22 protein-coding genes are annotated in these 26342 nt (G+C 70.0%); 10 read left to right on the forward strand and 12 right to left on the reverse strand.

The window, feature by feature from the left end; all coding sequences use genetic code 11:
• Window positions 1–95 precede the first annotated feature (95 nt).
• Genes HCT63_RS02935 through HCT63_RS02945 form a run of 3 tightly spaced genes read left to right on the forward strand, consistent with a single transcriptional unit; the run spans window position 96 to window position 3564 of the window.
• Window positions 96–965, forward strand: coding sequence for a branched-chain amino acid ABC transporter permease (locus HCT63_RS02935; protein WP_167001304.1), 870 nt, complete (start codon window positions 96–98; stop codon window positions 963–965).
• Complete coding sequence (locus HCT63_RS02940; protein WP_167001305.1) at window positions 962–2812, forward strand: branched-chain amino acid ABC transporter ATP-binding protein/permease; 1851 nt, start codon at window positions 962–964, stop codon at window positions 2810–2812. Before HCT63_RS02935 ends, HCT63_RS02940 begins: the two co-directional genes overlap by 4 nt.
• Window positions 2809–3564, forward strand: a complete 756-nt coding sequence (locus HCT63_RS02945; RefSeq protein ID WP_167001306.1) for an ABC transporter ATP-binding protein — start codon at window positions 2809–2811, stop codon at window positions 3562–3564. The genes HCT63_RS02940 and HCT63_RS02945 overlap by 4 nt, the downstream gene beginning before the upstream one ends.
• A 434-nt stretch (window positions 3565–3998) precedes the next feature.
• Here HCT63_RS02945 and HCT63_RS02950 read toward each other — a convergent pair whose 3' ends face one another.
• From HCT63_RS02950 to HCT63_RS02970, 5 genes are all read right to left on the reverse strand, one after another.
• Window positions 3999–4961 carry a ThuA domain-containing protein gene (locus HCT63_RS02950; RefSeq protein ID WP_167001307.1) on the reverse strand — a complete coding sequence of 321 codons (963 nt, stop codon included), beginning with the start codon at window positions 4959–4961 and terminating at the stop codon, window positions 3999–4001.
• 186 nt (window positions 4962–5147) lie between these two features.
• Window positions 5148–7865 (reverse strand): PQQ-binding-like beta-propeller repeat protein, encoded by a 2718-nt coding sequence (locus tag HCT63_RS02955; RefSeq protein WP_167001308.1) that lies wholly within the window; start codon window positions 7863–7865, stop codon window positions 5148–5150.
• A gap of 227 nt (window positions 7866–8092) precedes the next feature.
• Window positions 8093–8263, reverse strand: coding sequence for a hypothetical protein (locus HCT63_RS02960; protein WP_167001309.1), 171 nt, complete (start codon window positions 8261–8263; stop codon window positions 8093–8095).
• A gap of 8 nt (window positions 8264–8271) precedes the next feature.
• Window positions 8272–9342: an alcohol dehydrogenase catalytic domain-containing protein gene (locus HCT63_RS02965; protein WP_167001310.1), complete on the reverse strand. Its 1071-nt coding sequence runs from the start codon at window positions 9340–9342 to the stop codon at window positions 8272–8274.
• Entirely contained in the window at window positions 9339–9833 is a 495-nt protein-coding gene (locus HCT63_RS02970; protein ID WP_208322238.1) for a DUF4334 domain-containing protein, read from the reverse strand. Before HCT63_RS02970 ends, HCT63_RS02965 begins: the two co-directional genes overlap by 4 nt.
• A gap of 325 nt (window positions 9834–10158) precedes the next feature.
• On the opposite strand from HCT63_RS02970, the gene HCT63_RS02975 reads away from it, so the two are divergent.
• On the forward strand, window positions 10159–11004 hold the full coding sequence (locus HCT63_RS02975) for a 3-hydroxybutyryl-CoA dehydrogenase (RefSeq protein WP_167001311.1): 846 nt from the start codon (window positions 10159–10161) through the stop codon (window positions 11002–11004).
• Between the two features lie 89 nt (window positions 11005–11093).
• On the opposite strand, the gene HCT63_RS02980 is transcribed toward HCT63_RS02975, so the two are convergent.
• The 4 genes from HCT63_RS02980 to fahA form a co-directional block, all read right to left on the reverse strand.
• Window positions 11094–11690 (reverse strand): hypothetical protein, encoded by a 597-nt coding sequence (locus HCT63_RS02980; protein WP_167001312.1) that lies wholly within the window; start codon window positions 11688–11690, stop codon window positions 11094–11096.
• A gap of 67 nt (window positions 11691–11757) precedes the next feature.
• A complete protein-coding gene (locus HCT63_RS20635) occupies window positions 11758–11892 on the reverse strand; it encodes a hypothetical protein (RefSeq protein ID WP_255490688.1) in 135 nt (44 codons plus the stop codon).
• A 118-nt stretch (window positions 11893–12010) separates the two neighbouring features.
• The gene (locus HCT63_RS02985) at window positions 12011–12736 is read right to left on the reverse strand and encodes a helix-turn-helix domain-containing protein (protein ID WP_167001313.1); all 726 of its coding nucleotides are present in this window, start codon (window positions 12734–12736) and stop codon (window positions 12011–12013) included.
• Window positions 12733–13962 carry a fumarylacetoacetase gene (fahA, locus tag HCT63_RS02990; RefSeq protein WP_167001314.1) on the reverse strand — a complete coding sequence of 410 codons (1230 nt, stop codon included), beginning with the start codon at window positions 13960–13962 and terminating at the stop codon, window positions 12733–12735. The genes HCT63_RS02985 and fahA overlap by 4 nt, the downstream gene beginning before the upstream one ends.
• A gap of 68 nt (window positions 13963–14030) precedes the next feature.
• On the opposite strand from fahA, the gene HCT63_RS02995 reads away from it, so the two are divergent.
• Complete coding sequence (locus HCT63_RS02995) at window positions 14031–15230, forward strand: homogentisate 1,2-dioxygenase domain-containing protein (protein ID WP_167001315.1); 1200 nt, start codon at window positions 14031–14033, stop codon at window positions 15228–15230.
• On the opposite strand, the gene HCT63_RS03000 is transcribed toward HCT63_RS02995, so the two are convergent.
• Both HCT63_RS03000 and HCT63_RS03005 read right to left on the reverse strand, forming a co-directional pair.
• Entirely contained in the window at window positions 15193–16575 is a 1383-nt protein-coding gene (locus HCT63_RS03000; protein WP_167001316.1) for an MFS transporter, read from the reverse strand. The two genes, HCT63_RS02995 and HCT63_RS03000, sit on opposite strands and share 38 nt — an antisense overlap.
• Before the next feature lie 126 nt (window positions 16576–16701).
• A complete protein-coding gene (locus HCT63_RS03005; protein WP_167001317.1) occupies window positions 16702–17631 on the reverse strand; it encodes an acetamidase/formamidase family protein in 930 nt (309 codons plus the stop codon).
• A 75-nt stretch (window positions 17632–17706) separates the two neighbouring features.
• Between HCT63_RS03005 and HCT63_RS20345 the strand changes: the two genes are divergently transcribed.
• The 4 genes from HCT63_RS20345 (at window position 17707) to HCT63_RS03025 (ending at window position 23977) form a co-directional block, all read left to right on the forward strand.
• Window positions 17707–18138 (forward strand): hypothetical protein, encoded by a 432-nt coding sequence (locus tag HCT63_RS20345; protein ID WP_243842859.1) that lies wholly within the window; start codon window positions 17707–17709, stop codon window positions 18136–18138.
• A gap of 108 nt (window positions 18139–18246) precedes the next feature.
• On the forward strand, window positions 18247–20055 hold the full coding sequence (locus tag HCT63_RS03015; RefSeq protein ID WP_167001319.1) for an acyltransferase family protein: 1809 nt from the start codon (window positions 18247–18249) through the stop codon (window positions 20053–20055).
• Window positions 20056–20159: 104 nt separating this feature from the next.
• Window positions 20160–22748 carry an ATP-dependent chaperone ClpB gene (gene clpB / locus HCT63_RS03020; RefSeq protein ID WP_167001320.1) on the forward strand — a complete coding sequence of 863 codons (2589 nt, stop codon included), beginning with the start codon at window positions 20160–20162 and terminating at the stop codon, window positions 22746–22748.
• 89 nt (window positions 22749–22837) lie between these two features.
• A complete protein-coding gene (locus HCT63_RS03025; protein ID WP_167000410.1) occupies window positions 22838–23977 on the forward strand; it encodes a hypothetical protein in 1140 nt (379 codons plus the stop codon).
• A gap of 9 nt (window positions 23978–23986) precedes the next feature.
• Here the strand turns inward: HCT63_RS03025 and HCT63_RS03030 are convergent, their stop codons facing one another.
• A complete protein-coding gene (locus HCT63_RS03030; RefSeq protein ID WP_167001321.1) occupies window positions 23987–24691 on the reverse strand; it encodes a DUF305 domain-containing protein in 705 nt (234 codons plus the stop codon).
• A 101-nt stretch (window positions 24692–24792) separates the two neighbouring features.
• On the opposite strand from HCT63_RS03030, the gene HCT63_RS03035 reads away from it, so the two are divergent.
• Window positions 24793–26289, forward strand: a complete 1497-nt coding sequence (locus HCT63_RS03035; protein WP_167001322.1) for a hypothetical protein — start codon at window positions 24793–24795, stop codon at window positions 26287–26289.
• Window positions 26290–26342 lie beyond the last annotated feature (53 nt).

The raw sequence follows: 26342 nt of genomic DNA on the forward strand, positions 1-26342 counted from the left end.
GCCCGGCGCTGCGGGGCGGTCTCACGACCGACCCGCAGCACGGCACGTCACCGCCCAAGCCCGACGCCGAACGGCTGTACCCCGAAAGGATCGGCATGCAAGTCGCACTCCAGACCCTGATGGGTGGACTGACGCTGGGAGCGCTCTATGCGCTCGTGGCGCTCGGCTTCTCGCTGGTCTACCGCACGATGGGGCTCGTCAACTTCGCGCACGGGCAGGTGGTCATGGTGGGCGCCTTCACCGCGTCGACCTTCTACATGACCGCCAACCTCCCCTTCCCGCTCGCCGTTGCGATCGCCGTCGTCATCACGGCGTTGCTCGGTCTCGTGATCGAGAGGGTTCTGCGCCCCCTCGAGGGTAGGGACTTCGACCTGATGCTGATCGGGACGATCGGCTTCGGCATCGTGCTCGAGGCGCTCGCCGTCATCATCTGGGGTGCCACGGGGCGCGCTGTTCCGACTCCGATCGACGCGGCCCCGCTCGACGTCGCGGGGATCAAGATCCGTACCTACAGCATCGTCGTCCTGGTCGTGGCCGCGCTGGCGACGCTGGCGCTCGTCACATTCCTCCACCGCACGAAGATGGGCACCGCCATGCAGGCGGTGGCGATGGACCCTGACGCCGCGACGTCTGTCGGCATCCATGTCGGTCGCAGCAACGCGATCGCGTTCGCGATCGGCGCAGGTCTCGCCGCGATCGCGGGCAGCCTCGCGGGACCCCTCCTGTACGTGAACGCGTCGCTCGGCGGCACGCTCGGCATCAAGGGCTTCGCGGCCGCGATCCTCGGCGGGTTCGGCAACATCCAGGGCGCCATCGTCGGTGGCCTGCTGATCGGGATCCTCGACGCCTTCGCCGCCGGCGAGTTCGAGGGCTACTCCGAGCTCGTCGTGTTCGTCGTGTTCACGATGCTGATCATGATCCGGCCCACGGGCATCTTCGGAGAGCGGACGGTGAACCGAGCATGAGTATCAAGATCAAGATCCCGGCCCTGGCGGTCGTGGCCGTGCTGCTGTATCTGCTGCCCTACACCGTCGGGCCATACCAGATTCACGTCGTCGACGTCACGATCATCTTCGCTCTCCTCGCGATCGGGCTCGGCGTTGCCCTCGGGCTCGGTGGCCAGATCAACCTGGCGCAGGTGGCCTTCTTCGGCGTGGGTGCCTATACGGTCGCCATCCTCACGACGGTTCAGGGCTGGGGGTTCTGGACGGCCGCGGTCCTCGGCGTGCTGGCGAGCCTGCTCGCCGGGCTCGTCGTCGGCATCCCCGCGCTCCGCGTCCAGTCCCACTACCTCGGCATCGTCACCCTCGGCCTGGCCCTCGCCTTCACCAGCTGGGTGACGAACGCGTCGGTCACACAGGGCGCGAACGGGATCTCAGGGATCCCGGTGCCGCCGATGCTCGGGATCGACCTCAGCAGCGAGTACCTGTACTACTACCTCGAGGTCGTCGTCTTCGTCCTCGCGCTGGCGTTCGCCCTCTTCGTCTCGCACACCCGCCTCGGCCGCCGCATGAAGGCGATGAGGGACGACTCCATCGCCGCGAGTGCGCTCGGTGCGAACGTGCCGCTGCTACGGATCGTCGCGTTCGGCATCGCCAGCGTGTACGGCGGCGTCGCCGGGGTGCTGTATGCCGGGCTCATCCGCTACGTGGCCCCCGAGTCGTTCAACCTCGCGACGATGTTCCTCCTCCTCGCCATGGTCATCATCGGTGGCCGTCAGAGCATCATCGGCTGTGTTATCGGTGCGGTCGTCCTCTCGTTCGCCCGTGAGTGGCTCATCGACTTCTCCACCTACGCCCAGCTCGGGTACGGGACCGTGGTCGTCCTGGCGGTTGTCTTCGCTCCCACCGGGCTTGCCGGCATCCCCGACCGAGTGAGGGCGCTGCGGCGAGGCAAGCCTGCCGACCGCGCGACGATCAAGCCGTTCCGGGTCGACCCCGAGGCGCAGGCTGCGGCGCGGGAGCGCCCGCCTGCCGTCGTGCGGATCGATGGAGTCAGCAAGCACTTCAAGGGCGTGAAGGCGCTGCAGGATGTGTCCCTGACCGCCGACGCGGGTCAGATCCGGGGCATCGTCGGCCCCAACGGCTCGGGCAAGACCACGCTCCTCAACGTCATCAGCGGGCTCTACACGCCTACCGCGGGGCAGTTCTTCGTCGACAGTGACGACGTCACGTCATTGGGGGCCGCAACCCTGTCCCGTCGGGGGATCGCACGGACGTTCCAGAACCTTCGCCTGTTCAGCGCGCTGACCGTGCGGGAGAACGTCATGGTCGCGGCAGACCGCAGCACGCTGGCCTCGATGGTGGGCTACGTCTTCTGGCCGTTGGGCGTCGCACGCACCGACAAGCGGCTGCGACAGAGGGCCGATCAGCTCCTCGAGGAGTTCGGCATCTCTGAGTATGCGGACGAGACGCCGACGTCGTTGCCGTACGGGATCCAGCGGCGTGTGGAGCTGGCACGGGCGATGGCGACCGATCCGCGGGTCGTCCTCCTCGACGAGCCGGCGGCCGGTCTCAACGGGCAGGAGGTCGGGCAACTGCGTGAGATCGTCCACGCCATCCGTGACGGCGGCGTCACCGTGATCCTGGTCGAGCACAACATGGGCCTGGTGATGTCGCTCTGCGACGAGGTGACGGTCCTGGCGAGCGGCAAGGTGATCGCGGACGGCCCTCCCTCCGAGGTCGTCACCAACCCCGAAGTGATCGAGGCGTACCTGGGCGATGTCTCGCAGCTCGCCGATCTGGTGCCCGACAAAGCCGACATCGAGAGCGCGGAGCACGCGCCCGCGGAGCACGAGGAGCTGTCACGATGACGGACTTGGATTTCCGCTCGCGTGCCGACGCGCTGAGTCCCGCCGAGCTGGTCGTCGACGGCCTCACCGTCAGGTACGGCGGGGTCGTCGCGGTCGACGACCTGTCGTTCGCCGTCGCTCCCGGCGAGTGCGTCGGCATCATCGGCGCGAACGGTGCCGGCAAGACCTCGACGCTGCGTGCGCTCATGGGGCTCGCGCCACGCTCGGCACGCAGTCTGCGTCTCGGGGACGTCGACCTCGCCAAGGTCAAGGCGCGCAACGTCGTACGGCACGGTGTCGGCTACGTCCCCGAAGGCAGGCACGTCTTCGGTGGGCTCAGCGTGGAGGCGAACCTCGAGCTCGGCGCGTTCTCGCGTAAGCGGGGCGACAGCGGGACCGCGGACGTGCTGCGGCAGGTCTACGACCTCTTCCCCGTCCTCGCGGACATGAGGACGCGGCTTGCAGGCTCGCTCTCCGGTGGCCAGCAGCAGATGCTGGCGATCGGGCGCGCGATGATGTCGTCGCCGAGCATCCTGCTGCTCGACGAGCCGTCGATGGGGTTGTCGCCGAAGCTGGTGGGCGAAGTGCTCGCGGTGCTGCAACGTCTGCGCGAGAGCGGCATCAGTCTCCTTCTGATCGAGCAGAACGCCTGGCTCACCTTCGAGGCGACCTCGCGCTGCCTCGTCATGGAGAACGGTGCCGTGCAGATGGAAGGGCGCGCGGACGAGCTGAGGCACGACCCGTCCGTGCGTCGGATCTACCTCGGCCTCTGACGGTCTCGGCGTACGGGCTCGAGTGTGGTCGGTGGGACGTTCGCGCTCGCGCCCCTCGTCGGGGCGGCTGTGGTGGCGGGATCGACCGGCGTCTTCATGCTGTCGGAGTCAACAGACGCTCGTCGCCAACCGGTGCGTCGGCGCTGGACTCCCGTTTGGGGTGGTACACGTTCAGGGCCTCGCTCGGGCGGGCCCTCGGCCCGGGTTGCTCATCGTGGCCTGGCGGCTCTTCGGTGCGGCACGACACCGACCTCATGTTCCGTTCCGCGTTCAGACTCGGCTTCGGCATGGGAGTCGTGCAGCCGCGGTCGTTGCCCCTGCGCGGGGCTCACCCTCGACGAACGTCGGTAGAGCGGGTCGGTTCGTGATGTCGACACGTCGAAGGCCGGGCGCCTGGACAAGGCGCCCGGCCTTCACCGGATGACCGACCGCCCTTACTTGCAGAAGGGCTCCACCCCCATCGCGCTCAGCAGACCGTGGACGACGTGGTCCTTGAAGTACGCGTCGCCCTCCAGCGGCGCGTCGGTCCAGGCGGCGACGTCGTGACCGAGCGTGGTGAGCCAGGATTTTCCGCCGTCGTAGTACTGGCACCAGCTCACGAGGTGCTTGTCGCCGTGGCCGGGGTGGCCGGACGCGCGCTCGGGTGTCGAGCTCGTCTTGGCGTCGACCTTGGCGAGCTCGCGTACGAAGCTGGGGACCGGCTCGAGGTTGTACCACTCGTCGGTGAACGCCCACGTGCGTGGGAGGTTCTTGGTGGAGACGTCCTTCCTGTCCAGGGTCTGTACCGTGCCCGGCCGGTTCGGTCTGTGATCGTAGAAGTTCGTCCCGCCGAGGAGGCCCTCGTACCAGGGCCAGTTGTACTCGGCGCCGAACGCATTGTGGATGCCGACGAACCCGCCGCCGCCGCGGACGTACTGACGCAGGTTCGTCTGGGCAGTGTCGTCGAGCGTGTCACGGTTGGAGCTCAAGAACACGACGGCCTGGTACTTGCTGAGGCCCGAGAAGCGGCTGACGTCCTCGGTCCAGTCGACCGTGATGCCCTGCTCCTCGGCCCACGCCTTGAGGCCGCGCTGCGCAACGTTGTCTTCGCCCAGGGGCGGATTGAGTCCGGGGGCGAGAGGTGTCCCGAGGTGGGCGTGGCGGGGGCCTGCGGTCCGACTGTAGATGAGGATCCGCTTCGTCTCGCCCTCGGTGTAGCCGTTGCCCCAGTCGTTGTAGCACTCCGGGTCGACCCCGCGGCAGACGCCGTAGTCGGTGATCGCGTCGGTGTATATCGCCTCGGCGTTTGTCGAGCCGCCTCCGTGACCGTGACCGGCCGGGCTGAAGGCCGCGACGGCTGCGACGGTGGCCGCCGCGCTCGTGACGGCCGACAGGGCGGCGGTGAGTTTGCCTCTCATGATGAGGGACTCCGTTCCATTAGATGGTTTAAAAGGTCCACTGCATGGACCTGAGGTTAGCGGCGAGCTCTGACTCCCCGCAAGGGTTTGCCGTGACCTAATTCACGAAGTGGATCGGTAGATCCACTAGACGGCAATGGGTTGCCGGACATGCGCTAGGCATGACCGGCAACCCATTGCGGTTCGCTACTTGACGACCAGTGCGGCCGTCGTGGAGGCCAGCTGCTTCTGTACCCCCTTACTGAGGAAGTTCGCCACCAGCGTCAGCGGCACGTCGCGACCTTCCGGCACGTTGTTGTCGAGATCGGCCTTGTCGAACTGGACGACCAGCCTCGTCCCTCCTGACGTGCCCTTCCACGGCCAGGCGCTCGCGACCGTGCGCACCTTCGTCGCCTTGACCGGGGTCTTCGAGAGAGGCGTCAGCAGAACGGCGTCACCGTCGTAGACGTAGCCGCGCGGCACGTCGAGCACGGCGGTGACCGTGCCGCGCACGCCGGTGAAGACCCCCGTCGCCGACCCGAGGCGCAGCGAGCTCGGCACGAACGTCAGTGCACCCGGTCGGTCCTGGGGCTCGAGGTAGACCTCGATCTTGCCCGCTGGGCGCGGATCGGTGCAGTCGTTGAAGAAGTACTCGCCCGCCCGGTCGAAGGTGTGCTTGTACGTCTCGCCCGGCTTGAGCCGCGGGTTGAACTCTCCCTCGAAGTACTGCGTTGCGCAGTGCTCCAGCTTGTTCGGGAAGTTCGGGAAGGTCTCCGCGCCCGGGTTGCGGAACGTGACGGTCGTCCCGACAGGGACGCGCAGGTGCGTCGGCGCCATCCCGCGCTGAGAGGTGCTGTCCTGCGCAGCGGCGGTGTCCGTGGTGCGGTCCACACGACCGAGCAGCACGGTGTTGTCCACCGTGTCGCCCTCGACCGGGTTGCCCTGCACGGGCCGGCGGATCGTCAGCGGAGCGGTGTCGGGGCCCTCCTGGCTGCCGGACTCGGTCGTGTACTTGCCGCCGAGCTTGAACGCCCAGAGGGAGTCGCCCTGGGTGACCGAGCCTCCGTACGGGTTGGTCGAGCCTGCGGCGAGCACGGCGACATACTGCTCACCGTCGATCTCGTAGGTGATCGGGGCGGCTGCGATGCCCGAGCCGGTCTGGAAGTCCCAGAGCGCCTTCCCGTTGGTGGCGTCCATCGCAAGGAGGTTGCCGCTGGCCTGTCCGACGAACAGGAGGTTGCTCGCCGTGGTCAGCGGACCCTGGCCGTGGGCCATGTCCGTGCCGAGGTGGTTCTTCCACCTCACCTTGCCGCTCGACGCGTCGTACGCCAGTATGCCGCCGGTCTGGTACTGGCCGATCGCCCTCTGGCCGTTAGAGCTGGCCCCGTTCCAGTGCGCGACCGGGTTGGTCCCGTACGGGAAGTACACGAGGTTCGTCCGGTGGCTGTACGAGTGGTTCGACCAGTCGCCGCCGCCGTTCGGGCTGGTGGTCGACAGGATCGGCAGGTCCCACTGGGGGTCATACATGCAGCCTTCGCGGTGATCCTGCCCCTTCGGGTACGTCAGGAACGGCTCGTCTGCTTTGACGTAGCTGTCCGGGTTGAAGACGAGGCGACCATCCTCGTTGGGCTGGTAGCCGTTGTAGTTCGGCACGCCTCGCCACGGGTCGCCGGGGATGTTCTTCGGTTCGAGCTTCTGCCATACGACGCACTCGGGCAGCAGGTTCTCCTTGGGGAAGGGTTGCGTCGCCGCGTGGTTCTGGCGGGAGTCGGTGATCATCGGCTTCTCGACGACGGGGAGCACCGGCTTGCCGTTGGTGCGGTCCAGGACGAACTGGTGTCCGGACTTGCTGCCGTAGAAGACGACCTTCCGCTTCTTCCCGGCGACCTTGATGTCGGCGAGCGTCGGCGGATGGACGTTGTCCATGTCCCAGACGTCGTGACGGATCGACTGGTAGTGCCACTTGTACGCCCCGGTCGTCATGTCGACGGCCACCATCGTGCTGGAGAACAGGTTGTCGCCCGGCCGGTTCGAACCGTCCTGTGAGCTGTTGCAGCTCCGCGCGTTGCCGAAGGTCATGTAGTACATGCCGAGCTCGGGGTCGACGGCTCCATGCATCCAGGGCGTCGAACCGCCCTCGAGTGAACAGTCGGTGCCGTCGGGCAGCCCCGGACCCCATGTGTCTCCAGCGACGACGGAGTTCCCGTTGACGTCGGTGAAGACGGCGCCGCGGTCCGGACCGCCGAAGAAGTGCCACAGGTAGGTGCCGTCGCTGGCGTCGAGCGCGACAACGGCGGCGCGATCGCCGTTGGCTGCGTGCGCATAGACGATGCCGTCGTGGTAGACGGTCGCGACGCGGTCGATGTTGCCGAGATCCTCGCCGTTCGGCCCCTTGGGCTCGACGACCCAGGCCTGCTCGCCGGTCTTCTGGTCGAGGGCGACGACCCGCTCGCTGCCGAGCGTGAAGATCTTGCCGTCGCCGGCCGAGACGCCACGGCGTGTGCCGGCTGCCGGGAAGCCGGTCGGCTCCCACTTCCACCGAGAGTCACCCGACTTGCCGTCGATCGCGATCACACCGCCGCTGGGAGTGTCGGTGTAGATCACGCCATCGACCACGATGGGCGTCGTCTGCTGCCCGACGTCGTCGGAGGCCGGCGCGACCGCGGAGACGTTCGTACGCCATGCGGGGCCGAGCGTGTCGAGATTGTGCTTGTTGATCTGCGTCAAGCTCGAGTAGTGCTGGTTGCCCAGGTTCCCGCCGACGGTGGGCATGTCCGCCCCGGCTGGTTCGACGCCGGTCAGGCCGGGTGGTGAGCTGCGTTCGGAAGCGATCACGAGGCCGGCGGCCGGGGAGGCAGCCAGCGTCACCGTGAGCACCGTCCCGAGCACCGCCGCAGTCCGCCTCTTCATCAGAGGTTTGCGCATCCTAGTTTCTCCTTGTCGGTCCGACGGGTCCCTCCCCGTCCGCCCGCGAGCTGCGAGCGCCCGGCCGGTACGACGATCCATCTAGCGGTTTGGTCAGACCGACTGGTGACTCGCACCGTAGTAGTCTCGACCGGTGGCTGGCAAGCACACCGGCCTCGCGAGCCCGGCGGTGACGAGTGCGGACGTCAGCACGACCGCCTGGAGCCTGAGCCGCACCGACGGTCGATCTACATCCCGGGGACGGTGACCGGCAGCCCGGCGTCGAGTGCGACCAAACGCCCGAGCCCGGTGGTCTCGAGCAGCGATTGGACGACCGTCGCGCCGAGGGTCTGGACGGGCACGTCGAGGAGCGCGCCCCCGTACCGGCCGACCGATGTACGCAGCGGGGCGCAGACCACGATGTCGTTTATGCGTGACGGTGCGGGGTGGCGGGCGGCAGGAGCACGACCTTGGCCGCCACCCCGTCCCGTTGCGCCTTGACCGCCGTCTCGAACTCTTCGAGCCCGAAGGTGGTGACGAGCCGCTCCAGGGGGAGCAGCCCGTCCCGGTAGAGCGCGAGCAGCCTCGGGATGAGCTCGCCGGGCACCGCGTCTCCCTCGACGCAGCCTCGTATCTGAAGGCCGCGCAGCATCACGTCGCGCAGGTCGATCTCGCCGAGCGCCTTGCCCAGACCGACCAGGGCCGCGATGCCCCGTGGCGACAACGTTGTGAGCATCTGGGCGATCACATCGGCCCGGCCCGTCGTGTCGAGGGCGTGGGTGACGGGCGGGAGATCATCGAGGCTCGCGCAGGCCGTGGCGCCCAGTGACCGCGCGAGGGCGCGCCGAGGCTCCAGCGGGTCCACGACGACGACCTCCACGCCGACGGCGAGCGCGGTCGCCGCCGCACAAGCCCCGACGCCGCCCGCGCCGACCACGAGGAGGCGGTCTCCGGACTGCGCGGCGAGGGTGTTGAGGACCGCGCCGGCGCCGGTGAGGAAGCCGCACCCCAGTGGTGCCGCCACGTGTGCGGGCACGTCGGCGTCGATCCGGACGCACGACTGCGCGGCGGCTATCGCGTGGGACGCGAAGGACGACTGTCCGAAGAAGGACGCGAAGACCGGTCGGCCGTCGACGGTGAGGGTCGCCGAGCCGTCCGGACGGCGGCCGGTGCTGTTGAGGAGAGACGCCTGCAGGCAGTACGCGGGGTGGCCGGCGACGCACTGCGGGCACTGGCCGCAGAACCGGAAGGAGATCACGACGCGGTCGCCGGGCGCGAGGGTGGTCACGCTGTCGCCGACGCGTTCGACGGTCCCGCACCCCTCGTGGCCGAGCACGGCGGGGGCACCCCGGAGCCCGGCCAGCGTCACGAGGTCGGTGTGGCACAGCCCGGTCGCCTCGATCCGTACGAGCACCTCGTCGGCGCCCGGGTCGTCGAGCTCGGCGGCGACGAGCGAGGCCGCGTCGTCGCCTCGGTGCAGCAGGACGCTCGTCCTCACTCCCGCTCCAGGCCGAAGTAGAAGTGTGCGCCGTCGGCTAGCACGAGCGCCGGCTTGCCGTTCATGATGCCCATCAGCGTGCTGTCGTCGACACGCTTGAAGTGGTCGAAGACCGGCATCCCGTCGTACACCATGGTCGCGGTGACCTCGCCGCGGAACTCGACGTTCCACAGACTCGCCTCGCCGTTGCCGGACGTGACGTCGGAGAACAGGTTGCCGTCGTCGTCGGCGCAGATCAGCGGTTGGGCCTCGTGCACCGAGGCGAAGCGCTTGCCGTGCCAACGGGTCTTGGTGAGCCTGCGCTCGATCGGGTGGCCGGTGGAGAAGGCGAAGCCCGTCCAGCTCCCCAGGATCTCGCCGGCGTCGACGGTCGCGAGGGCGGCCCAGAGTGCGTCGAGCGCCTCGGTGTCGACCGGGCCGTCGTGGGCGCGCAGTGCGTCCCACCGGTCTCGAACAGCGTGCGGTGTCACGGTCATGATGTGAACCCCCATTAACAAATCCTCGGCTGACGCCTGACATTAGTGGGCATGCAGCCGTAGCGGAAGTGCTGAGCGGGGACTCGGCGTCACTCACGTCCTGGGGACGAGGGCCTCTGTCAGGACGGCGGTGAGCTCGCCGGCGGGGTGGACAGGCCAGGCCGTGGTGTGACGCGTCGGGGATGACCTCGAGGTGTCGCCTCGCCCGGGCGGTGTGCCGGATTTCTGTAGACGGTCCGGCATTCCGTACTTCGGAACGGACTTGGGGTTACTCGCAGGTATTCCGTACGGTCGAGGGTGGGGCGCGCGAGGTGCGTGTCCTTCGTCATGAGGGAGTGCCATGGACAAGATCGGTGTGGTCGGCTGCGGCCTGATGGGTGCGGGCATCGTGGAGGTGTGTGCGAGGTCGGGCGCCCATGTGATCGCGGTGGAGTCGTCTCCTGAGCGCGTGGAGGCGGGGCTGGCCCGGATCACGAAGTCGCTCGAGCGTGCTGAGTCGCGCGGCCGGATCGAGAGCGCGGCCGCCGTCCTCGAGCGCATCAGCATCGTCGAGGACATCAACGCGCTGCGCGACCGCGAGCTGGTCATCGAGGCGATCGTCGAGGACGAGGCTACGAAGGTCGCGCTCTTCAAGCAGCTCGATGCGCTCGTCGAGTCGCCGGACGCCATCCTCGCGTCCAACACGTCGTCGATCCCGATCATGAAGCTCGCGGTCGTGACCAGCCGGCCCGACAAGGTGCTCGGCATCCACTTCTTCAACCCGGTCCCGGTGCTCTCGCTCGTCGAGCTGGTGCCGAGCCTGCTGACCAGCGAGAAGACCTCCCTGCAGGCGCGGGCGTTCGTCGAGTCCCAGCTCGGCAAGCACGCGATCGTCAGTCAGGACCGCGCCGGGTTCGTCGTCAACGCGCTGCTCATCCCGTTCGTCCTGTCGGCGATCCGGATGCTCGAGTCCGGCTTCGCGACGGCCGAGGACATCGACGAGGGCCTCGTCCGCGGTGCCGCGCACCCGCAGGGCCCGCTCGCCCTCGCCGACCTCATCGGTCTCGACACGACCAAGGCGGTCGCCGAGTCGCTGTACGAGGAGTTCAAGGAGCCCCTCTATGCGTCGCCGCCGCTGCTCAACCGCATGGTCGACGCGGGTCTGCTCGGCCGCAAGACGGGGCGCGGCTTCCACACGTACGAGTGAGCTGTCCGGCCGGGCGCTGGCGGTGAGTACGGTCCTACGCGACGGGGTTGCGTAGGACTAGGGTCACCGCCGGTCCCGCCCGGTGGGCGTCATCCCCGGCGCGAGGCGAACCACGGCTCGTGGAGGTCGAGGTAGGACGCGTCGGCCATCGCGGACTCCATGTCGGCACGGATCTCGGCCGGCATGTCCTGCTGCTCCCCACGCCGCGCCGACTCCTCGTCGGTGAACGCGACGGTCTCGGTGAACGTGCCGTCGTCGGAGATCGCGAGCGAGGCGCCGATGATGTCCGGGCGGGCCTCGTGGAGCTGGTCGGTGTCGGTCATCATCGCCTTGAGCCGGTCGGCGTCGGAGACGCGACCCTGGATGACCTGCACGAACCCGGCCTCGTCCGACCCGCCATCGAGCGCGACCGTCACATCGGTGCAGTCGTGGAACATCGGCTCGCCGTCGAACAGCATCCGCGTCCGCTCCCACCACGCGCTCTGCTCGCGGCTGCCGGAGTTGGATCGCGCGGACTCCTCGGAGTCGAACCGAACGACCGCCACGAACGTGCCGTCGTCGGTGAACCCGTATGTGCCGCCGAGCCAGCCGACGACCTCGTCGGCACGCTCCGTACGCCACTGCTCCATGGCCGCGCGCATCTCGTCCTGGCGGCTGCACGGACCCTGGATGACCTGGATGAACATGCGTGTCTCCCTCGCTGATCCGAGACCGTCGGGGGACACTCCGACCGTAACCCCGGAGGGGTCGTCCTTACTCGGGGATGCGAGGTTCGGTCTCCGGCGGCTCGTCGTGCGGGGGGACGTCGCCGGGTTCGGGATCGAGGCTCGGGACGACGTCCGGCTCGATCGTGTCAGGGTCCTCGGGGTCTGTGGTGGGAATCGACATGGGCGAGCGGTACCCGGTCCGTCGAGCGGCAAACCGCGGCTGTGGCCCGCCGACCGTAGCTGCGGTCGCGAGGTGGACCCGCCTTCCGCGAGGACATCGAACCCGTCTCCGTCGCCCCTCAGTCTTCGCTGACGGGCCGCCCCAGGCGCGCGGCGATCTCGGCGGCGGCGGCAGCGACGCGCGGGGCAGCGCGATCGGCGACGTCCTCGCGGCTCGTGATCACGGCGACCGCCGCACGGGTGCCCCGCAGTCCGTGGACCGGCGCGGCGATGCCGTACGCGCCGGGGTTGAGCTCGGCGAACGTCGTGATGACGCCGTCCGTGCGTACGGAGGCGACGCGTGCGGGCTCGTCCGGTGTCGCCGGGCCGGAGGCGAGCACCGCCAGCCCTCCGGCGCCGCGGTCGAGGGGGTCGCGGTTGCCCAGCCGGTACGAGAAGCGCGGCCCGTCCGTCGGCGGCTCCGCGACCACGGTCGTCACCGCAGCGTCGCCGATCGCCTCGATCAGGCTCGCGGTGGCGTCAAGCTCGGTCGCGAGCGCGTCGAGGACCGGGGCGGCGACGTCGTGGATGTTCGGGCGTGAGCGCGCCGCGAGGGTGGAGAGCGCGGGGCCGAGACCGTACCGGCCACTGCTGTCACGTGTCGCATAGCCGGTGCGCTGCAGGCTCACCAGCAGCCGGTGGGCGATCGAGCGGTGCAGCCCCGTACGCGTGGCGATCTCGCTCGCGGTCACGCCGCGCGGAGCGGCCGCGCCGATCGCCTCGAGCACCACGAGCCCGCGCTCGAGGGTCTGCGAGCCACCGCCGCCGTCCCCGACTTGTGCAGCGTGTCGAGGTCTCCCCGTCACGATTCCCCGGCTTTCTGCACAGATCGCGGACGAGGCGGAGGAGAGACACGCCCGCGGACCTCGCCGAGGGTGAGGGTGCCGGCCGTGGCGCGCAGGACCACCTCGTCGCCGTCCTCGAGGAACGTCCGCTGCTCGCCGCCGGCGGTCCACGGCTCACGCCCGCCCCACGACAGCTCGAGGAAGGACCCGCGTTCCTCGCGTGCGGGGCCCGACACCGTCCCCGACGCGTACAGGTCGCCGGTCCGCAGCGACGCGCCGTTGACGGTCAGGTGCGCGAGCATCTGGGCGGGTCCCCAGTAGTGCGTCCGGTATGGAGGGTGCGTCACCGTCTCTCCGTTCACCACGACCTCCAGCGCGAGGTCGTACCCGGCGGGCTCGTCGACCCGCAGGTACGGCAGCGGCTCGGGCTCCTGCGCCGGCAGCGGCACCCGTACGGGCGCGAGCGCGGCCAGTGGCGTCACCCACGCCGAGACCGAGGTCGCGAAGGACTTGCCGAGGAACGGGCCCAGCGGCACGTACTCCCAGGCCTGCACGTCGCGCGCCGACCAGTCGTTGAGGAGCACCACCCCGAACACGTGGTCAGCGAACGCGCTCGTCGGCACCGGGTCGCCCAGGCGGGTCGGCACGCCGACGACGAAGCCGACCTCGGCCTCGATGTCGAGCCGGGCGGTCGGCGCGTACGACGGCGCCACGTCGGCCGGCCCCTTCAGCTGGCCGTACGGCCGTACGACGTCGGTGCTCGAGACGACGACGGTCCCGGCGCGCCCGTGGTAGGCCACCGGGAGGTGGCGCCAGTTCGGGAGGAGCGGCTCGGCCTCCGGGCGGAAGATCCGGCCGACGTTGCTGGCGTGGTCGAGCGACGCATAGAAGTCGACGTAGTCGGCGACCGTGAATGGCAGGCGGAGCGACACCTCGTCGACGGGGTGGAGGTGCGGAGTGACGCGCTCTGCAGCGGATGCGTCGGTGAGCACCTCGGTCAGCCACGCGCGCGCTGCGTCCCACGTCGCGCGCCCAGCGGCCATCAGCGGGTCGAGCGTGGGTGCGTCGAGGTAGGGCGCGAGGGCGACGGGCGGCTCGGCGGCCCCTGCGTCGAGCACGAGGTCGCCGATCCGCACCCCGACCCGGGGGTGGTCGTCGTCGCGGGTGAAGACCCCGTACGGCAGGTGGTCGACGTCGAACCCAGAGCCTGCGGCTCCCTCGACCCACGTCGGTTGGACGGTTGACATACCGGCACCTTAGTCGAACGATGTTCTTTAAAGGAACAAGCAGTGACCGATTATCGGGAGGGAGCGTCATGGCGTACTACCGCAAGGTCGGCGAGGTCCCGCGCCAGCGCCACACGCAGCTGAGCGGCGAGGACGGACGGCTGCGCTACGAGGAGCTGATGGGCGAGGAGGGCTTCTCGTCCGACTCGTCGCTGCTCTACCACCGGGGTGTGCCGACGGCGATCGCCGCGAGCGAGCCGTGGGAGCTCCCGGACCTCGCGACCTCGCCCAACTACCCGCTGCGTCCCCTCCATCTGCGCCTCCACACGCTGTTCGACGACGCCGAGGCCAAGGCGCTCGACCCGGTGACAGCGCGCCGTCTCGTGCTCGGCAACGGCGACGTGCGGATCTCGTACGTCGTGGCCGGCGAGACCTCGCCCTACTACCGCAACGCGATCGGTGACGAGTGCGTGTTCGTCGAGGCGGGCACGGGCGTCGTTGAGACGGTGTTCGGGGTGGTGCCCTATCGCGCGGGCGACTACGTCCTGATCCCGCGTGCGACCACCCATCGCTGGGTCCCTGCCGAGCTCAGCCGCCTGTACGCGATCGAGGCCAACAGCCACATCTCCCCGCCGAAGCGCTATCTCTCGCGGTTCGGTCAGCTTCTCGAGCACGCCCCGTACTGCGAGCGCGACCTGCACGGCCCGGACGAGCCCCTGCTGGTCGACGGCAGCGACGTCGAGGTGCTGGTCAAGCACCGCGTGAGGGGAGACGTCGTCGGTTCGCGGATGACGTACGCGACCCACCCGTTCGACGTCGTCGGGTGGGACGGCTGCCTCTACCCGTACACGTTCAACATCGAGGACTACATGCCGATCACCGGCAAGGTGCACCAGCCGCCACCGGTGCACCAGGTGTTCGAGGGCTACAACTTCGTCGTCTGCAACTTCCTGCCCCGCAAAGTCGACTACCACCCCCTGTCGATCCCCGTGCCGTACTACCACTCCAACGTCGACTCCGACGAGGTCATGTTCTACGTCGCCGGCGACTACGAGTCCCGCAAGGGATCGGCCGTCGCGCTGGGGTCGATCACCCTGCACCCGGGCGGGATGGCGCACGGGCCGCAGCCCGGTGCGGTCGAGGCGTCGATCGGAGTGCACGAGTTCGACGAGACCGCGGTCATGGTCGACACGTTCCGGCCGCTCGAGGTCGGCGAGGCCGGCAAGCAGAGCGACGACGGCGTGTACGCCTTCAGCGCCGCACGAGGTCTGCGGGATCGGCGCGACTGACCGGTTCGACGAGCCTGGCTACCAGTGTCGCGCTGCCCAGGGCGAGGGTGGCCGGCACGGCGAGGATCGCCGCGAGCGTCGTCGACGACGCGGCACCTGAGGCCAGGGCGGCGCCCGCGAGCGAGACGTAGACCGACTGGGCGACGGTCGAGGAGAGCATGGCTGCCCCCGACATCTGACCCTGCGCGTCGGGCGGCGCGAGCGTGAGCACGTGGTTCGCGAGCGTCGGCGAGCCGATCCCCATGCCCGTCCCGGCGAGCGCCCACAGGGTGAGGCCGAGCCACACCGGGACGACGTCGAGCGCGACGAGGACCGGACCGACGACTCCGGCCGCGATCAGGCAGAACGACACTCGCATCCGCCCCACGGTCGTCGTCCGTCGCTGGACGGTCGCAGTCCCGTTGAGCTGGGAGCCGGCCGCCCAGAACACGCCGGTGATCGTGAGACTGGCGCCGGCGACGGTCGGCCCGAGACCGTGGACCTGCGTCAGCATGAGCGGGATGAAGGCGCCCGCTCCGGCGAACGCGGCAGCCTGAGCTCCGCGGAGTGCGACGGTCGCCGGGATCCCGGGCAGAAGCCGGAGCGTGCCGGGCGGGAGCACGTGGCGAGCGCCGACGGCGATCAGTGCCGTGCCTGTCAGGAGCGCCAGCACCCCGGCGCCGCGGGCGGAGGCGCTGGTTGCCGCAGGTCCACCCAGCGCCAACGCCGCGAGTCCGACGCTGACGAGGACCGCCGAGCCGATCGCCACGCGGTTGGCTGCGGTGGACGGTGCGGACGGTGCGGACGGCGCGGACGGCGCGGGCGGCGCGGCGTCGCGCAGGCGTCGCAGCGACGGCACCAGGCACGCCGTGGCCGGGACCATCAGCACGGGCGCCGCGGCGAAGACCACGCGCCAGCCGGCATGCTCGGCGAGCAGCCCGGCGACCGGTGGCCCGAGGAGCGACGGCAGCACCCACGCCGTCGCGAGCGCGCCGAACATCGCGGGCCGCAGGCCTGCGGGCAGCAGCCGCGCGACCATCACCGTGAGCGCGATGTCGAGGAACGCCTCGGCGACGCCGGCGACGACGCGCCCGGCGACGAACACGCCGATCGTTGGTGCGGTCGCCATCGCGAGCTGCGCGACGACGAAGCAGCCCATCCCCGTCAGCAGCGCCGGCGCCGGTCCGCGACGATCGCACCACTGTCCGGCGACGACCATCGCGATGACCGACGACACGAGCGGGGCCGCTGCTGCCGCGCCGAACAGGTCGAGCCCGTGAAGACTGTCCGCCACCGTCGGCAGCACCGCCATCGTCGCGCGGTTCTCGAACGCGCCGAGCGTGACGAGCGCGAGCGCGCCGACCACGAAAGGGAGATAGCGGGGATCACGAAGACGTAGTGGCGCACTCGGACGCGGCGGGGAAAGGGGCACCCGACGATGCTCGATGCTCAAGCGGACTTGAGGTCAAGCGGTGCCCCGTGCGACGTGGCGTCAGCGCATGATCGAGAGCGGGAGGTAGGCGCTGACAACCCAGTTCGGGGCGTCCACGACCTCGGAGATCTTGAGGTCCACTGCGACGCTGCACAGCACGTACGCGTCGCGCGGGTCCAGCCCGTACGTGTGGTTGAGGTGGTCGATCATCGCCCGGACGGCGTCCTTGGCCGCGTCCATCAACGACGGCGCGATCCCCGTCGTCGCGTAGTAGCCGGCGTCGTCGATGCCCGCGCGCAACGGCCCCGGCGTACGGAACTGGGGCCCCGGGATGCGGCGCCCCTGATGCAGACGGACGCGCACGGCCCCCTGCGCTGCCCACTCGATCGCGCTCACGCACACCTCGCCGTCGCCCTGCGCGGCGTGCGGGTCGCCGAGCGCGAGCCGGGCGCCGGGGACCTGGACCGGGAGGAACACCGACGAGCCGACCACGAGGTCACGGCAGTCGAGATTGCCTCCGAAGTGGCCCGGCGGCATCACGGGCAGCGGGTCGACCGTGTCCGGGCAGACGCCGACCACGCCGAAGAACGGTCGTACGGGCACCCGCGCGACGTCACCCATGTCGGTGTGGTCGCCGTCGATCTCCCAGCGGTAGAGGTACGACTCGTCGAAGTCGCCGGCAAGGAGCCCTTCGTCGGGGACCATCGAGGTCCAGCCGAACCCCTTGGTCCCGGCCGCCTCGAGGATCTCGACCTCGAGCACGTCGCCCGGCTGCGCGCCCGCGACCAGGATCGGGCCGGCCAGCGGGTACGACGGACGGGTCGGGTCGGATGCCGGCATCGCGCCGCCGGTGGCGACCTCGTCGTACCGACCGTTCACCGCGTCCTCGGTCGCGAACGCGATCGTGTCGCCGGAGACGACCTCGAGACGGGGCTCGTGGGTGGTGGTCCAGAGGTGGTGGGGCGCGCCGTCGAGGTCGTGGTGGGTCACGGCGTCATTGTGCCGGAGAACGGTGCCGCGCTGCGCCTCCCCGGAACCGTCGCACTCCCGTGGTCTCATGGCCGTATGCGCCGCCTGCCGCTCCCCGCGATCGCCGCCACTGCCGCCCTCGTCTGCGGCCTCGCGGGATGCGCAGGGGGTGACCAGAAGCCGTCGACTGCAGCCGATCCGACGCCGTCGGCGACCACCACCGCCACCGCCTCGGCGGCACCGCCCGCGGCAGCCGCCGCACCCCAGGACCTCCTGTCGTTCTCGTGCCCTCGCGGTGCCGACGGAAAGACGTGGTCGGCACGCGGCGTGATCGTCAACAGCGGACGCAAGGCCGACTACCGGGTCACGGTGCTGGTGGCGTCTCCGGGGTCGACGCAGGGCAAGGCGCGTCGTCTGGTCATCCCGAAGGTCCCGACGGGGGTGGACACGCCGTTCACGGTCGAACGCCTCCCGGTCAACGCCGGCGCCGCTCCTGCCTGTCGCGTGCAGCTGGTGCGGCTGAGCTGAGCCACTGTGCGGTCGGACGGCTGGGGAGCGACAGGTACCCTCGAGCGGGGCCGAGGGCCGCTCCCCGCGGCGCCCGCCCCCGCTGTCACGTCTCGGAGGAAGTCCCGCATGTCCCCGCGCCGCGTCACGGCGCCCGGTCTGGACGGCGTCCGTGCCCTCGCCGTCATTCTCGTCGTCGCCTTCCACGTCGCGCCGTCGGAGATGCCTGGCGGCTACGTCGGCGTCGACGTGTTCTTCGTCCTCAGCGGGTTCCTCATCACCGCCGTCCTCCTCGAGGACGCCTCGAGCCAGATGCGCTTCGACCTCCCCGCGTTCTGGACGCGACGCGCGCGCCGGCTCGTCCCCGCGGCGACGCTGATGATCGTCGTGGTCGCGGCGCTCACCCTGGCGGTCGGCCGCGACACCGGCGCCGGACTGCGCGCGCAGGTGCTCGGCGGGCTGACGTGGACGGCCAACTGGGTGCAGGTCGCCGGCGGGTGGGCGTACGCGGAGCAGGGGGAGCCGTCCGTCCTCAACCACCTGTGGTCGCTGGCGATCGAGGAGCAGTTCTACCTCCTGTGGCCGCTGCTGCTCGCCGTCGGGCTGCTCCTCCTCGCGCGCCGCCGGCTCGCGGTCGTCGTCGTGGCGCTCGCGCTCGCCTCGGTGGTCCTGATGAGCGTCCTGTACGACCCGGCGGACCCGACGCGTTCGTACGTGGGCACCGACACGCACGTCTTCGGCCTCTTGATCGGCGCCGCTCTCGCGCTCACCCGCGTCCCGCACCTGCTCCGCACCGACGGGTCTGCGACGAGCCCTGCCAAGCGCGCAGTGATCACCTGGATCGGTGTGGCGGGGCTGGTCGTGATCGCCTGGTACGCCGCGTCGGTGACCTGGTCGAGCGCCTGGCCGTACCGCGGGGGGCTGCTCGTCGCCAGCGTCGCGGCGCTCGCGCTCGTGCTGGCCGCAGCCAACCCGACCCCGTTGGCGACCCTGCTCTCCATCCCGCCGATGCGGTGGCTGGGTTCGCGCTCGTACGGGCTCTACCTCTGGCACTGGCCGCTCATCGTCTTCGCCACGCGGCTCGCGGCACCGGAGCACGCGGTGGCGGCGGGCATGGTCGCGGTGCTCCTCGCGGGGGCGGCGGCGGAGCTGTCGTACCGGTATGTCGAGACGCCCATGCGGGAGGACGGCATCGTGCTCACCCTCCGCCGGTGGGTGGCGCCCGTGGGCTGGCTCGTCGTCGAGCGCCGCCACCCGCGCCACCGCTGGGTCGTCACGCTCGGGACCGCGTGCGTGGTGGTCGCGGGGGCGGCCTTCGCCGTGGGGACCGCGCCGGGCCGTAGCGCGCTCCAGGCGAGCCTGCTGCGCGGCCAGAAGGTTCTGGCGCACGCTGCCGACCCGGTGGTGGAGCAGGCCCCCAAGGCGGCCGCCTCCGCCCTCGGTGCGACCTGCCGGACCGTCGGCAAGACCGTACGGGTGAGCGCGTTCGGCGACTCCGTCCTCATCGCTGCCGCGCCTGCGCTCGTCAAGGCGATGCCGCGCCTCGACGCGACGGCCGAGGTCGGCTGGCAGTACGGCGACGTCGCGCGCGCGGTGCGCAGGGCGGCGGCGCGCGGAGAGCTCGGGAAGGTCGTGGTCATCGGCACGGGCACCAACGGGGTCATCGACCGGAAGGACCTCCAGCGCCTGGTCAGGCGGCAGCTTCGTGACAAGCAGGTGCTGCTGGTCTCGCCGCACGTCCCGGGACGCTCGTGGCAGCGGCCCGCGTCGTCGGCCGTACGGCGGGTCGCCGCGGACAACGACAACGCGACCCTCGTCGACTGGCAGCGTGCGGCGTCGCGCGCCGAGAACGTGCTCGCGACCGACCGGGTCCACCCGAACGCGGAGGGCGCCCGCGTCTACACCCGCACCCTCCGCAGCGCCCTCGGCGACTGCTGATCCGCCCGTCTCGTCCCCGGGAGTAGAGTTGAGCGGAATCGACTCAAGTTTCTGAGCGTTGATTCTGGTGACCTTTGACGTATCAGGAGAACCAGGGGAGATACATGGACGCTTCCAAGCTCACGACCCGGAGCCAGCAGGCGCTTGCGGCCGCGATCCAGGCCGCCGCCGCCGCCGGCAACCCTGCGGTCGACCCGTTGCACCTGCTCGACGCACTGCTCGACGCCGACGGCGGCACCGCCGTCCCGCTCCTGCAGGCCGCGGGTGCCGATCCGGCCGTCGCGCGCAGCCGTACGAAAGAGGCGATCGCGAGCCTGCCCTCCGCAGCAGGTCAGAGCGTCGCCACGCCGTCGTACGCGCGCGCCACGCTCGAGGTGCTGCAGCGCGCCCAGGACCTGGCCGGTGAGCTCGGCGACGAGTACGTCTCGACCGAGCACCTCATGGTCGGGCTCGCGACGGTGCAGTCGAAGGCCCGCGAGGTGCTCGACAGTGTCGGCGCGAACGCCGAGGCGCTCCGTGGTGCGTTCCAGACCGTACGAGGCTCCGCCAAGGTGACGAGCCAGGACGCGGAGGACACCTACCAGGCACTCGAGAAGTACGGCGTCGACCTCACCGAGGCCGCCCGCGAGGGCAAGCTCGACCCGGTGATCGGCCGCGATGCCGAGATCCGTCGTACGGTCCAGGTGCTGACCCGCCGTACCAAGAACAACCCCGTGCTGATCGGCGAGCCGGGCGTCGGCAAGACCGCCGTCGTCGAGGGCCTGGCCCAGCGGATCGTCGCGGGTGACGTCCCGACCTCGCTGCAGGGCAGGCGCCTGATCTCACTCGACCTCGGCGCGATGGTCGCCGGCGCGAAGTACCGCGGCGAGTTCGAGGAACGGCTCAAGGCCGTCCTGCAGGAGATCAAGGACTCCGACGGCCAGATCATCACGTTCATCGACGAGCTCCACACCGTCGTCGGCGCCGGTGCGACCGGCGACTCCGCGATGGATGCCGGCAACATGCTCAAGCCGATGCTGGCCCGCGGCGAGCTGCGGATGGTCGGCGCGACGACGCTCGACGAGTACCGCGAGAACATCGAGAAGGACCCTGCGCTCGAGCGGCGCTTCCAGCAGGTGCTGGTCGACGAGCCGAGCGTCGAGGACACCATCGCGATCCTGCGCGGCCTCAAGGAGACGTACGAGGCGCACCACAAGGTCGAGATCTCTGACGCGGCGCTGGTCGCGGCGGCGGCACTGTCCGACCGCTACATCTCGGGCCGCCAGCTTCCCGACAAGGCGATCGACCTCGTCGACGAGGCAAGCAGCCGTCTGCGCATGGAGATCGACTCCAACCCGATCGAGATCGACACGCTCCGGCGTTCGGTCGACCGGATGCTGATGGAGGAGCTCCACCTCGAGAAGGAGACCGACGAGGGCAGTCGCGAACGCCTCGAGAAGCTCCGCGCCGAGCTCGCCGACGCCCAGGAGCAGCTGCGTGGGCTCGAGGCCCGTTGGGAGCGTGAGCGCTCCGGGCTTAACGAGGTCGGCGAGATCAAGCAGCAGATCGACGAGAAGCGGCGCGAGGCCGAGCGGGCGCAGAACGCCGGCGACCTCGAGACGGCCGCACGGCTCAACTACGCCGAGATCCCGGCGCTGGAGAAGCAGCTCGAGTCGGCGGAGGCCGACGAGACAGCCGAGCCCGAGGAGAAGATGGTCAACGACCAGGTCGGGCCCGACGAGATCGCCGAGGTGATCGCGGCGTGGACCGGCATCCCGACGGGCCGTCTGCTCGAGGGCGAGACCGGCAAGCTGCTGCGCATGGAGGATGAGCTCGGCAACCGGCTGATCGGCCAGACCGAGGCGGTCAAGGCGGTCTCCGACGCCGTACGCCGCTCGCGCGCGGGCATCGCCGATCCGAACCGGCCGACGGGCTCGTTCCTGTTCCTCGGCCCGACCGGTGTCGGCAAGACCGAGCTGGCCAAGGCACTCGCGGAGTTCCTGTTCGACGACGAGCGGGCGATGGTCCGCATCGACATGAGCGAGTACTCCGAGAAGCACTCCGTCTCACGGCTCGTCGGGGCCCCTCCGGGCTACGTCGGGTACGACGAGGGCGGTCAGCTCACGGAGGCGGTGCGCCGGCGCCCGTACAGCGTCGTGCTGCTCGACGAGGTCGAGAAGGCCCACCCCGAGGTCTTCGACCTCCTGCTCCAGGTGCTCGACGACGGGCGCCTGACCGACGGGCAGGGGCGTACGGTCGACTTCCGCAACGTCATCTTGATCCTCACCTCGAACCTGGGCTCGGTCTACCTGGCCGACCCTGCGCTCGAGGAGGCGCAGAAGCGCGAGAAGGTCATGGAGGTCGTACGGGCGTCGTTCCGGCCGGAGTTCCTCAACCGGCTCGACGAGGTCGTCATGTTCGACGCGCTGTCGGTCGAGGACCTGACCCGCATCGTCGACCTGCAGATCGAGGCGCTGGCTCACCGACTGGAGTCGCGCCGGATCCGCCTTCGGGTCACCGACGAGGCCAAGTCGTGGCTCGCGACGACCGGTTTCGACCCGGCCTATGGTGCCCGCCCGCTGCGTCGCCTCATCCAGCAGGCGATCGGCGACCAGCTCGCGCGTGAGCTGCTCGCGGGCGACGTACGCGACGGTGACGAGGTCGTCGTCGATGTCGACCCGACCAAGGAAGGCCTGACCGTCGGCGCTGCATGACGCCGGCAGCGGTGAGCCAGGTCCCACCACGACCAAAGGGGTGGGACCAGGCTCACCGCGCACCACCACTCCCGTGATGGGATGACCCCATGGCGAACCCGACGACCGCCCGTCCGCAAAAGGTGATGATGGCCTGCCTCACGGCGGGGGTGGCGTCCGTCCTGGTCCTGATCAGCGTGTTGACGACCCTGTCGGGCTGGGGCTCGCTCGAGGTCCGCGAGCAGGTGGAGCGCACGCTCGACGCCTCTCCCATCACTGGGACGCTCACCGTGGACCAGGCGCTCAGCTGGCTGCGGGTGATCCTCATGGCCGCCGGCGCGCTCGCGACGACGTCGATCGTCCTCGCGGTCTGGACCGCCAAGCGTCACAAGGGTGCGCGCATCGGGCTCACGGTCTCCTCTCTCCTGTCGACCGTGACGTTCGCGTCGACGGGTGCCACGGGGATCATCCCCGCCATGCTCGGCGTGATGGTCGTCGTGTTCCTGTGGAGTGCGGAGTCCCGTGCCTGGTTCGCCGGACGGGAGATCGAGCCCGCAAACGCGGCGACCTCGCCGCGCGAAGCGCCCGCGCCTCGTCCCGTGCACACGACGACCACGCCGCCCGTGCGTGCGCCCGAGCCCGGTTCGGAGGCCTCGCAGCCCCCGCCGTCGCCACGCCCGTACGCCGCCGGCCCCGGCTCGTACCAGCACCCGTTCCCCGGCCCCGCGCAGCAGCAGCCGCCCGTGGCCCCGTACGGCCAGCCGCCCGCGCCGTACGGCCAGCAGCCGCCGTACGGCCGCCCCGGGCAGCTCCCGCGCCCCCGTCCGCTGATCACCGCGGCCGTCACCGCGACCGTGCTGTCGGGCATCGTCGCCGCGGTGTTCGGCCTCAACGCGCTGATCTACCTCGTGTCGCCGTCCCAGTACGTCGACATGCTGACGAACCCGCCGATGTTCTCCGAGTCGGAGGTGCAGCAGCTCGTCGGGGACGACCCGCAGGGCTATGCCCGCGACATGTTCCTGATCTCGCTCACGCTCGGCGTCCTCGCGGTCGCCGGAGCCGTGTCGGCACTGACGCTGCTGGTGCGCAAGCCGGCGGCGCGCATCGTCTTCACCGTCGTCGCCGGCCTCAGCATGGTGGCGTCGGTGGCCCTCGCGCCGCTCGGCCTGGTCTGGCTCGTCGCCCAGGTCGCGTGCGTCATGCTCGTGTGGCGGCGCGAGGTCACCGCGTGGCTTCGGGTGGGTCGCTGACCGTACGGGTCAGCTGACCTGGTCCAGCAGCGCCTGCATCCGCGCGATCTCGGCGCCCTGGCCCGACGCGATGTCGGCCGCCATCTCGCTGGCCATCAGGTCCGCGCCCTCGGTCTGCGCGCTGTCGGACATCGCCACCGCGCCCTCGTGGTGCTGGATCATCCCGCGCAGGAAGAGACGGTCGAACGCGGCGCCGTCGGCGTCGGCGAGCTCCTCCATCTCCTCCTCGGTGAGCATCCCGTGGGAAGGGTCGCGCATCGCGGTCGTGCCCCCGTGACCGCCGTGCCCTCCGTGTCCGGACGCGCCCTCGGGGACCGGCAGCTCGCGGACCTCCAACCAGGCGGCCATCGCGTGGATCTCGGGGCCCTGTGACGCGGAGATGCGGTCGGCGAGGCTCCGGACGCTCGCGTCCTCGGCTCGGGTCTTCGCGAGCTCGGTCATCTCGATCGCCTGCAGGTGGTGCGCGATCATGCCGGTCACGAACTCGACGTCGGCCTTGTTGTAGGACGTCGAGTCGGGGTAGTCGCTCGGCGCGAGCGTCCGGTTCGACTCCCCCGGCAGACCGGGCTGGATGACCGTGCTCTGCGCCGGTGGCGGATCCGTCGCGTCCGCCCCGTCGGCGTCGCCGTCACCGGAGCACGAGGCCAGGAGCGCCGTGCCGAGAGCGAGGGCGGAGAGCCTGACGACGACCGAACCACGCACGCGATCTACCACGGAGATGTTCCCTTCGACGACTCATTGCGACCTACGAAGCGTTGCGGAGTTAGGCATTTGGCGCAATGCTTCGATCAACATCTTCCAGGAAGGTCCTCCGCATGAGACCCACGCGTCGTGATCGACTACCCCGCGCCCTCGCCGTGACCGCCGGCGCCGCGGCGCTCGTCGTCAGCACCCTGGCAGGGGCAGCGCCCTCCATCGGCGTCCCCGATGACGGGAGCGAGTCGCCCGCACCGGTGGCCGCTCAGCGTCTGGCCGCCGTCGATGACGCCGACACCGAGCTCGGCGTCGGTGAGACGGCCTCCAGCCCGAACATGAAGCTGCTCGCGAACATCCCCAAGAACGGCGCCTTCGCCGAGGAGGCGGCGTTCAGCACCGACCTGGCGTTCAAGGGCAACTACGCCTACGCAGGCAACTACAACGGCTTCACCGTGTACGACATCAAGAAGGGCAGCCGCCCCACGCAGGTCGCGCAGGTCGTCTGCCCGGGCTCCCAGAACGACATCTCGGTGAGCGGCAACCTGCTGATCCTGAGCACCGACTCGAGCCGCAGCAACGCTTCCTGCGACAACATCGGCCAGTCGGCGTCGGTGAAGGAGTCGTGGGAGGGCCTGAAGGTCTTCGACATCAGCAAGCCCGCGTCGCCGAAGTACGTCGCGTCGGTCGAGACGAAATGCGGATCGCACACGCACACGCTCGCGCCGTCGAAGGACAAGAAGAACCTCTACGCGTACGTCTCGTCGTACTCGCCGAACGTCGCGTTCCCCGACTGCCAGCCGCCGCACGACCTGATCAGCATCGTGAAGATCCCGGTCAAGAACCCGGCCGCAGCCGCAATCGTCGCTGAGCCGGTGGTGTTCCCCGACGGCGGCAACCCGCCCGGCGGCTACTCGTCGACGACGTCGGGCTGCCACGACATCACGGCGTACCCGTCGAAGGACATCGCCGCGGGCGCCTGCATGGGTGACGGCGTGCTGTTCGACATCAAGGACCGTGAGAAGCCGAAGGTCATCGAGCAGGTCCGCGACACGACCAACTTCGCGTTCTGGCACTCGGCGACGTTCAACAACGCCGGCACCAAGGTCGTCTTCACCGACGAGCTCGGCGGCGGCGGTGGCCCGACCTGCAACCCGACCGTCGGCGACGTCAAGGGCGCGGACGCGATCTACGACATCACCAAGGCCAAGAAGCTCGAGTTCAAGAGCTACTTCAAGATCCCGCGGACCCAGGCCAACACCGAGAACTGTGTGGCGCACAACGGGTCCCTGATCCCGATCAAGGGCAAGGACATCATGGTCCAGGCCTGGTACCAGGGCGGGATCTCGGTGTGGGACTTCACCGACTCGGCCAACCCGAAGGAGCTGGCGTGGTTCGACCGCGGCCCGCTCTCGGCGGAGCGGCTGATCCTCGGTGGATCGTGGTCGGCGTACTACTACAACGGCTACATCTACTCGAACGACATCCAGAAGGGCTTCGACGTGTTCGGGGTCAAGGACCGCAGGCTGGCGGGTGCGAAGGGCTACAAGTACGACGAGCTCAACCCGCAGTCGCAGCCGTCGTTCTCGCGTGGCCACGGCCACGGCGGCAGGCACTGATCGCCTGACGTACGACCCGACGAAAGGACCCGGCGTTCCGGCCAGCATCTGGT

It is taken from the genome of Mumia sp. ZJ430 (assembly GCF_011751845.1).
In the GTDB taxonomy this organism is placed as follows: domain Bacteria; phylum Actinomycetota; class Actinomycetes; order Propionibacteriales; family Nocardioidaceae; genus Mumia.

Coding starts and splice junctions, on each gene's coding strand:
- HCT63_RS02995 (WP_167001315.1), top strand. CDS start 14,031: ATGGCGTACTACCGCAAGGTCGGCGAGGTCCCGCGCCAGCGCCACACG.
- fahA (WP_167001314.1), bottom strand. CDS start 13,962: ATGTCAACCGTCCAACCGACGTGGGTCGAGGGAGCCGCAGGCTCTGGG.
- HCT63_RS02950 (WP_167001307.1), bottom strand. CDS start 4,961: ATGAGAGGCAAACTCACCGCCGCCCTGTCGGCCGTCACGAGCGCGGCG.
- HCT63_RS02980 (WP_167001312.1), bottom strand. CDS start 11,690: ATGTTCATCCAGGTCATCCAGGGTCCGTGCAGCCGCCAGGACGAGATG.
- HCT63_RS02975 (WP_167001311.1), top strand. CDS start 10,159: ATGGACAAGATCGGTGTGGTCGGCTGCGGCCTGATGGGTGCGGGCATC.
- HCT63_RS02945 (WP_167001306.1), top strand. CDS start 2,809: ATGACGGACTTGGATTTCCGCTCGCGTGCCGACGCGCTGAGTCCCGCC.
- HCT63_RS20345 (WP_243842859.1), top strand. CDS start 17,707: ATGCGCCGCCTGCCGCTCCCCGCGATCGCCGCCACTGCCGCCCTCGTC.
- HCT63_RS02970 (WP_208322238.1), bottom strand. CDS start 9,833: ATGGGGGTTCACATCATGACCGTGACACCGCACGCTGTTCGAGACCGG.
- clpB (WP_167001320.1), top strand. CDS start 20,160: ATGGACGCTTCCAAGCTCACGACCCGGAGCCAGCAGGCGCTTGCGGCC.
- HCT63_RS03025 (WP_167000410.1), top strand. CDS start 22,838: ATGGCGAACCCGACGACCGCCCGTCCGCAAAAGGTGATGATGGCCTGC.
- HCT63_RS02955 (WP_167001308.1), bottom strand. CDS start 7,865: ATGCGCAAACCTCTGATGAAGAGGCGGACTGCGGCGGTGCTCGGGACG.
- HCT63_RS20635 (WP_255490688.1), bottom strand. CDS start 11,892: ATGTCGATTCCCACCACAGACCCCGAGGACCCTGACACGATCGAGCCG.
- HCT63_RS02935 (WP_167001304.1), top strand. CDS start 96: ATGCAAGTCGCACTCCAGACCCTGATGGGTGGACTGACGCTGGGAGCG.
- HCT63_RS03015 (WP_167001319.1), top strand. CDS start 18,247: ATGTCCCCGCGCCGCGTCACGGCGCCCGGTCTGGACGGCGTCCGTGCC.
- HCT63_RS03035 (WP_167001322.1), top strand. CDS start 24,793: ATGAGACCCACGCGTCGTGATCGACTACCCCGCGCCCTCGCCGTGACC.
- HCT63_RS02940 (WP_167001305.1), top strand. CDS start 962: ATGAGTATCAAGATCAAGATCCCGGCCCTGGCGGTCGTGGCCGTGCTG.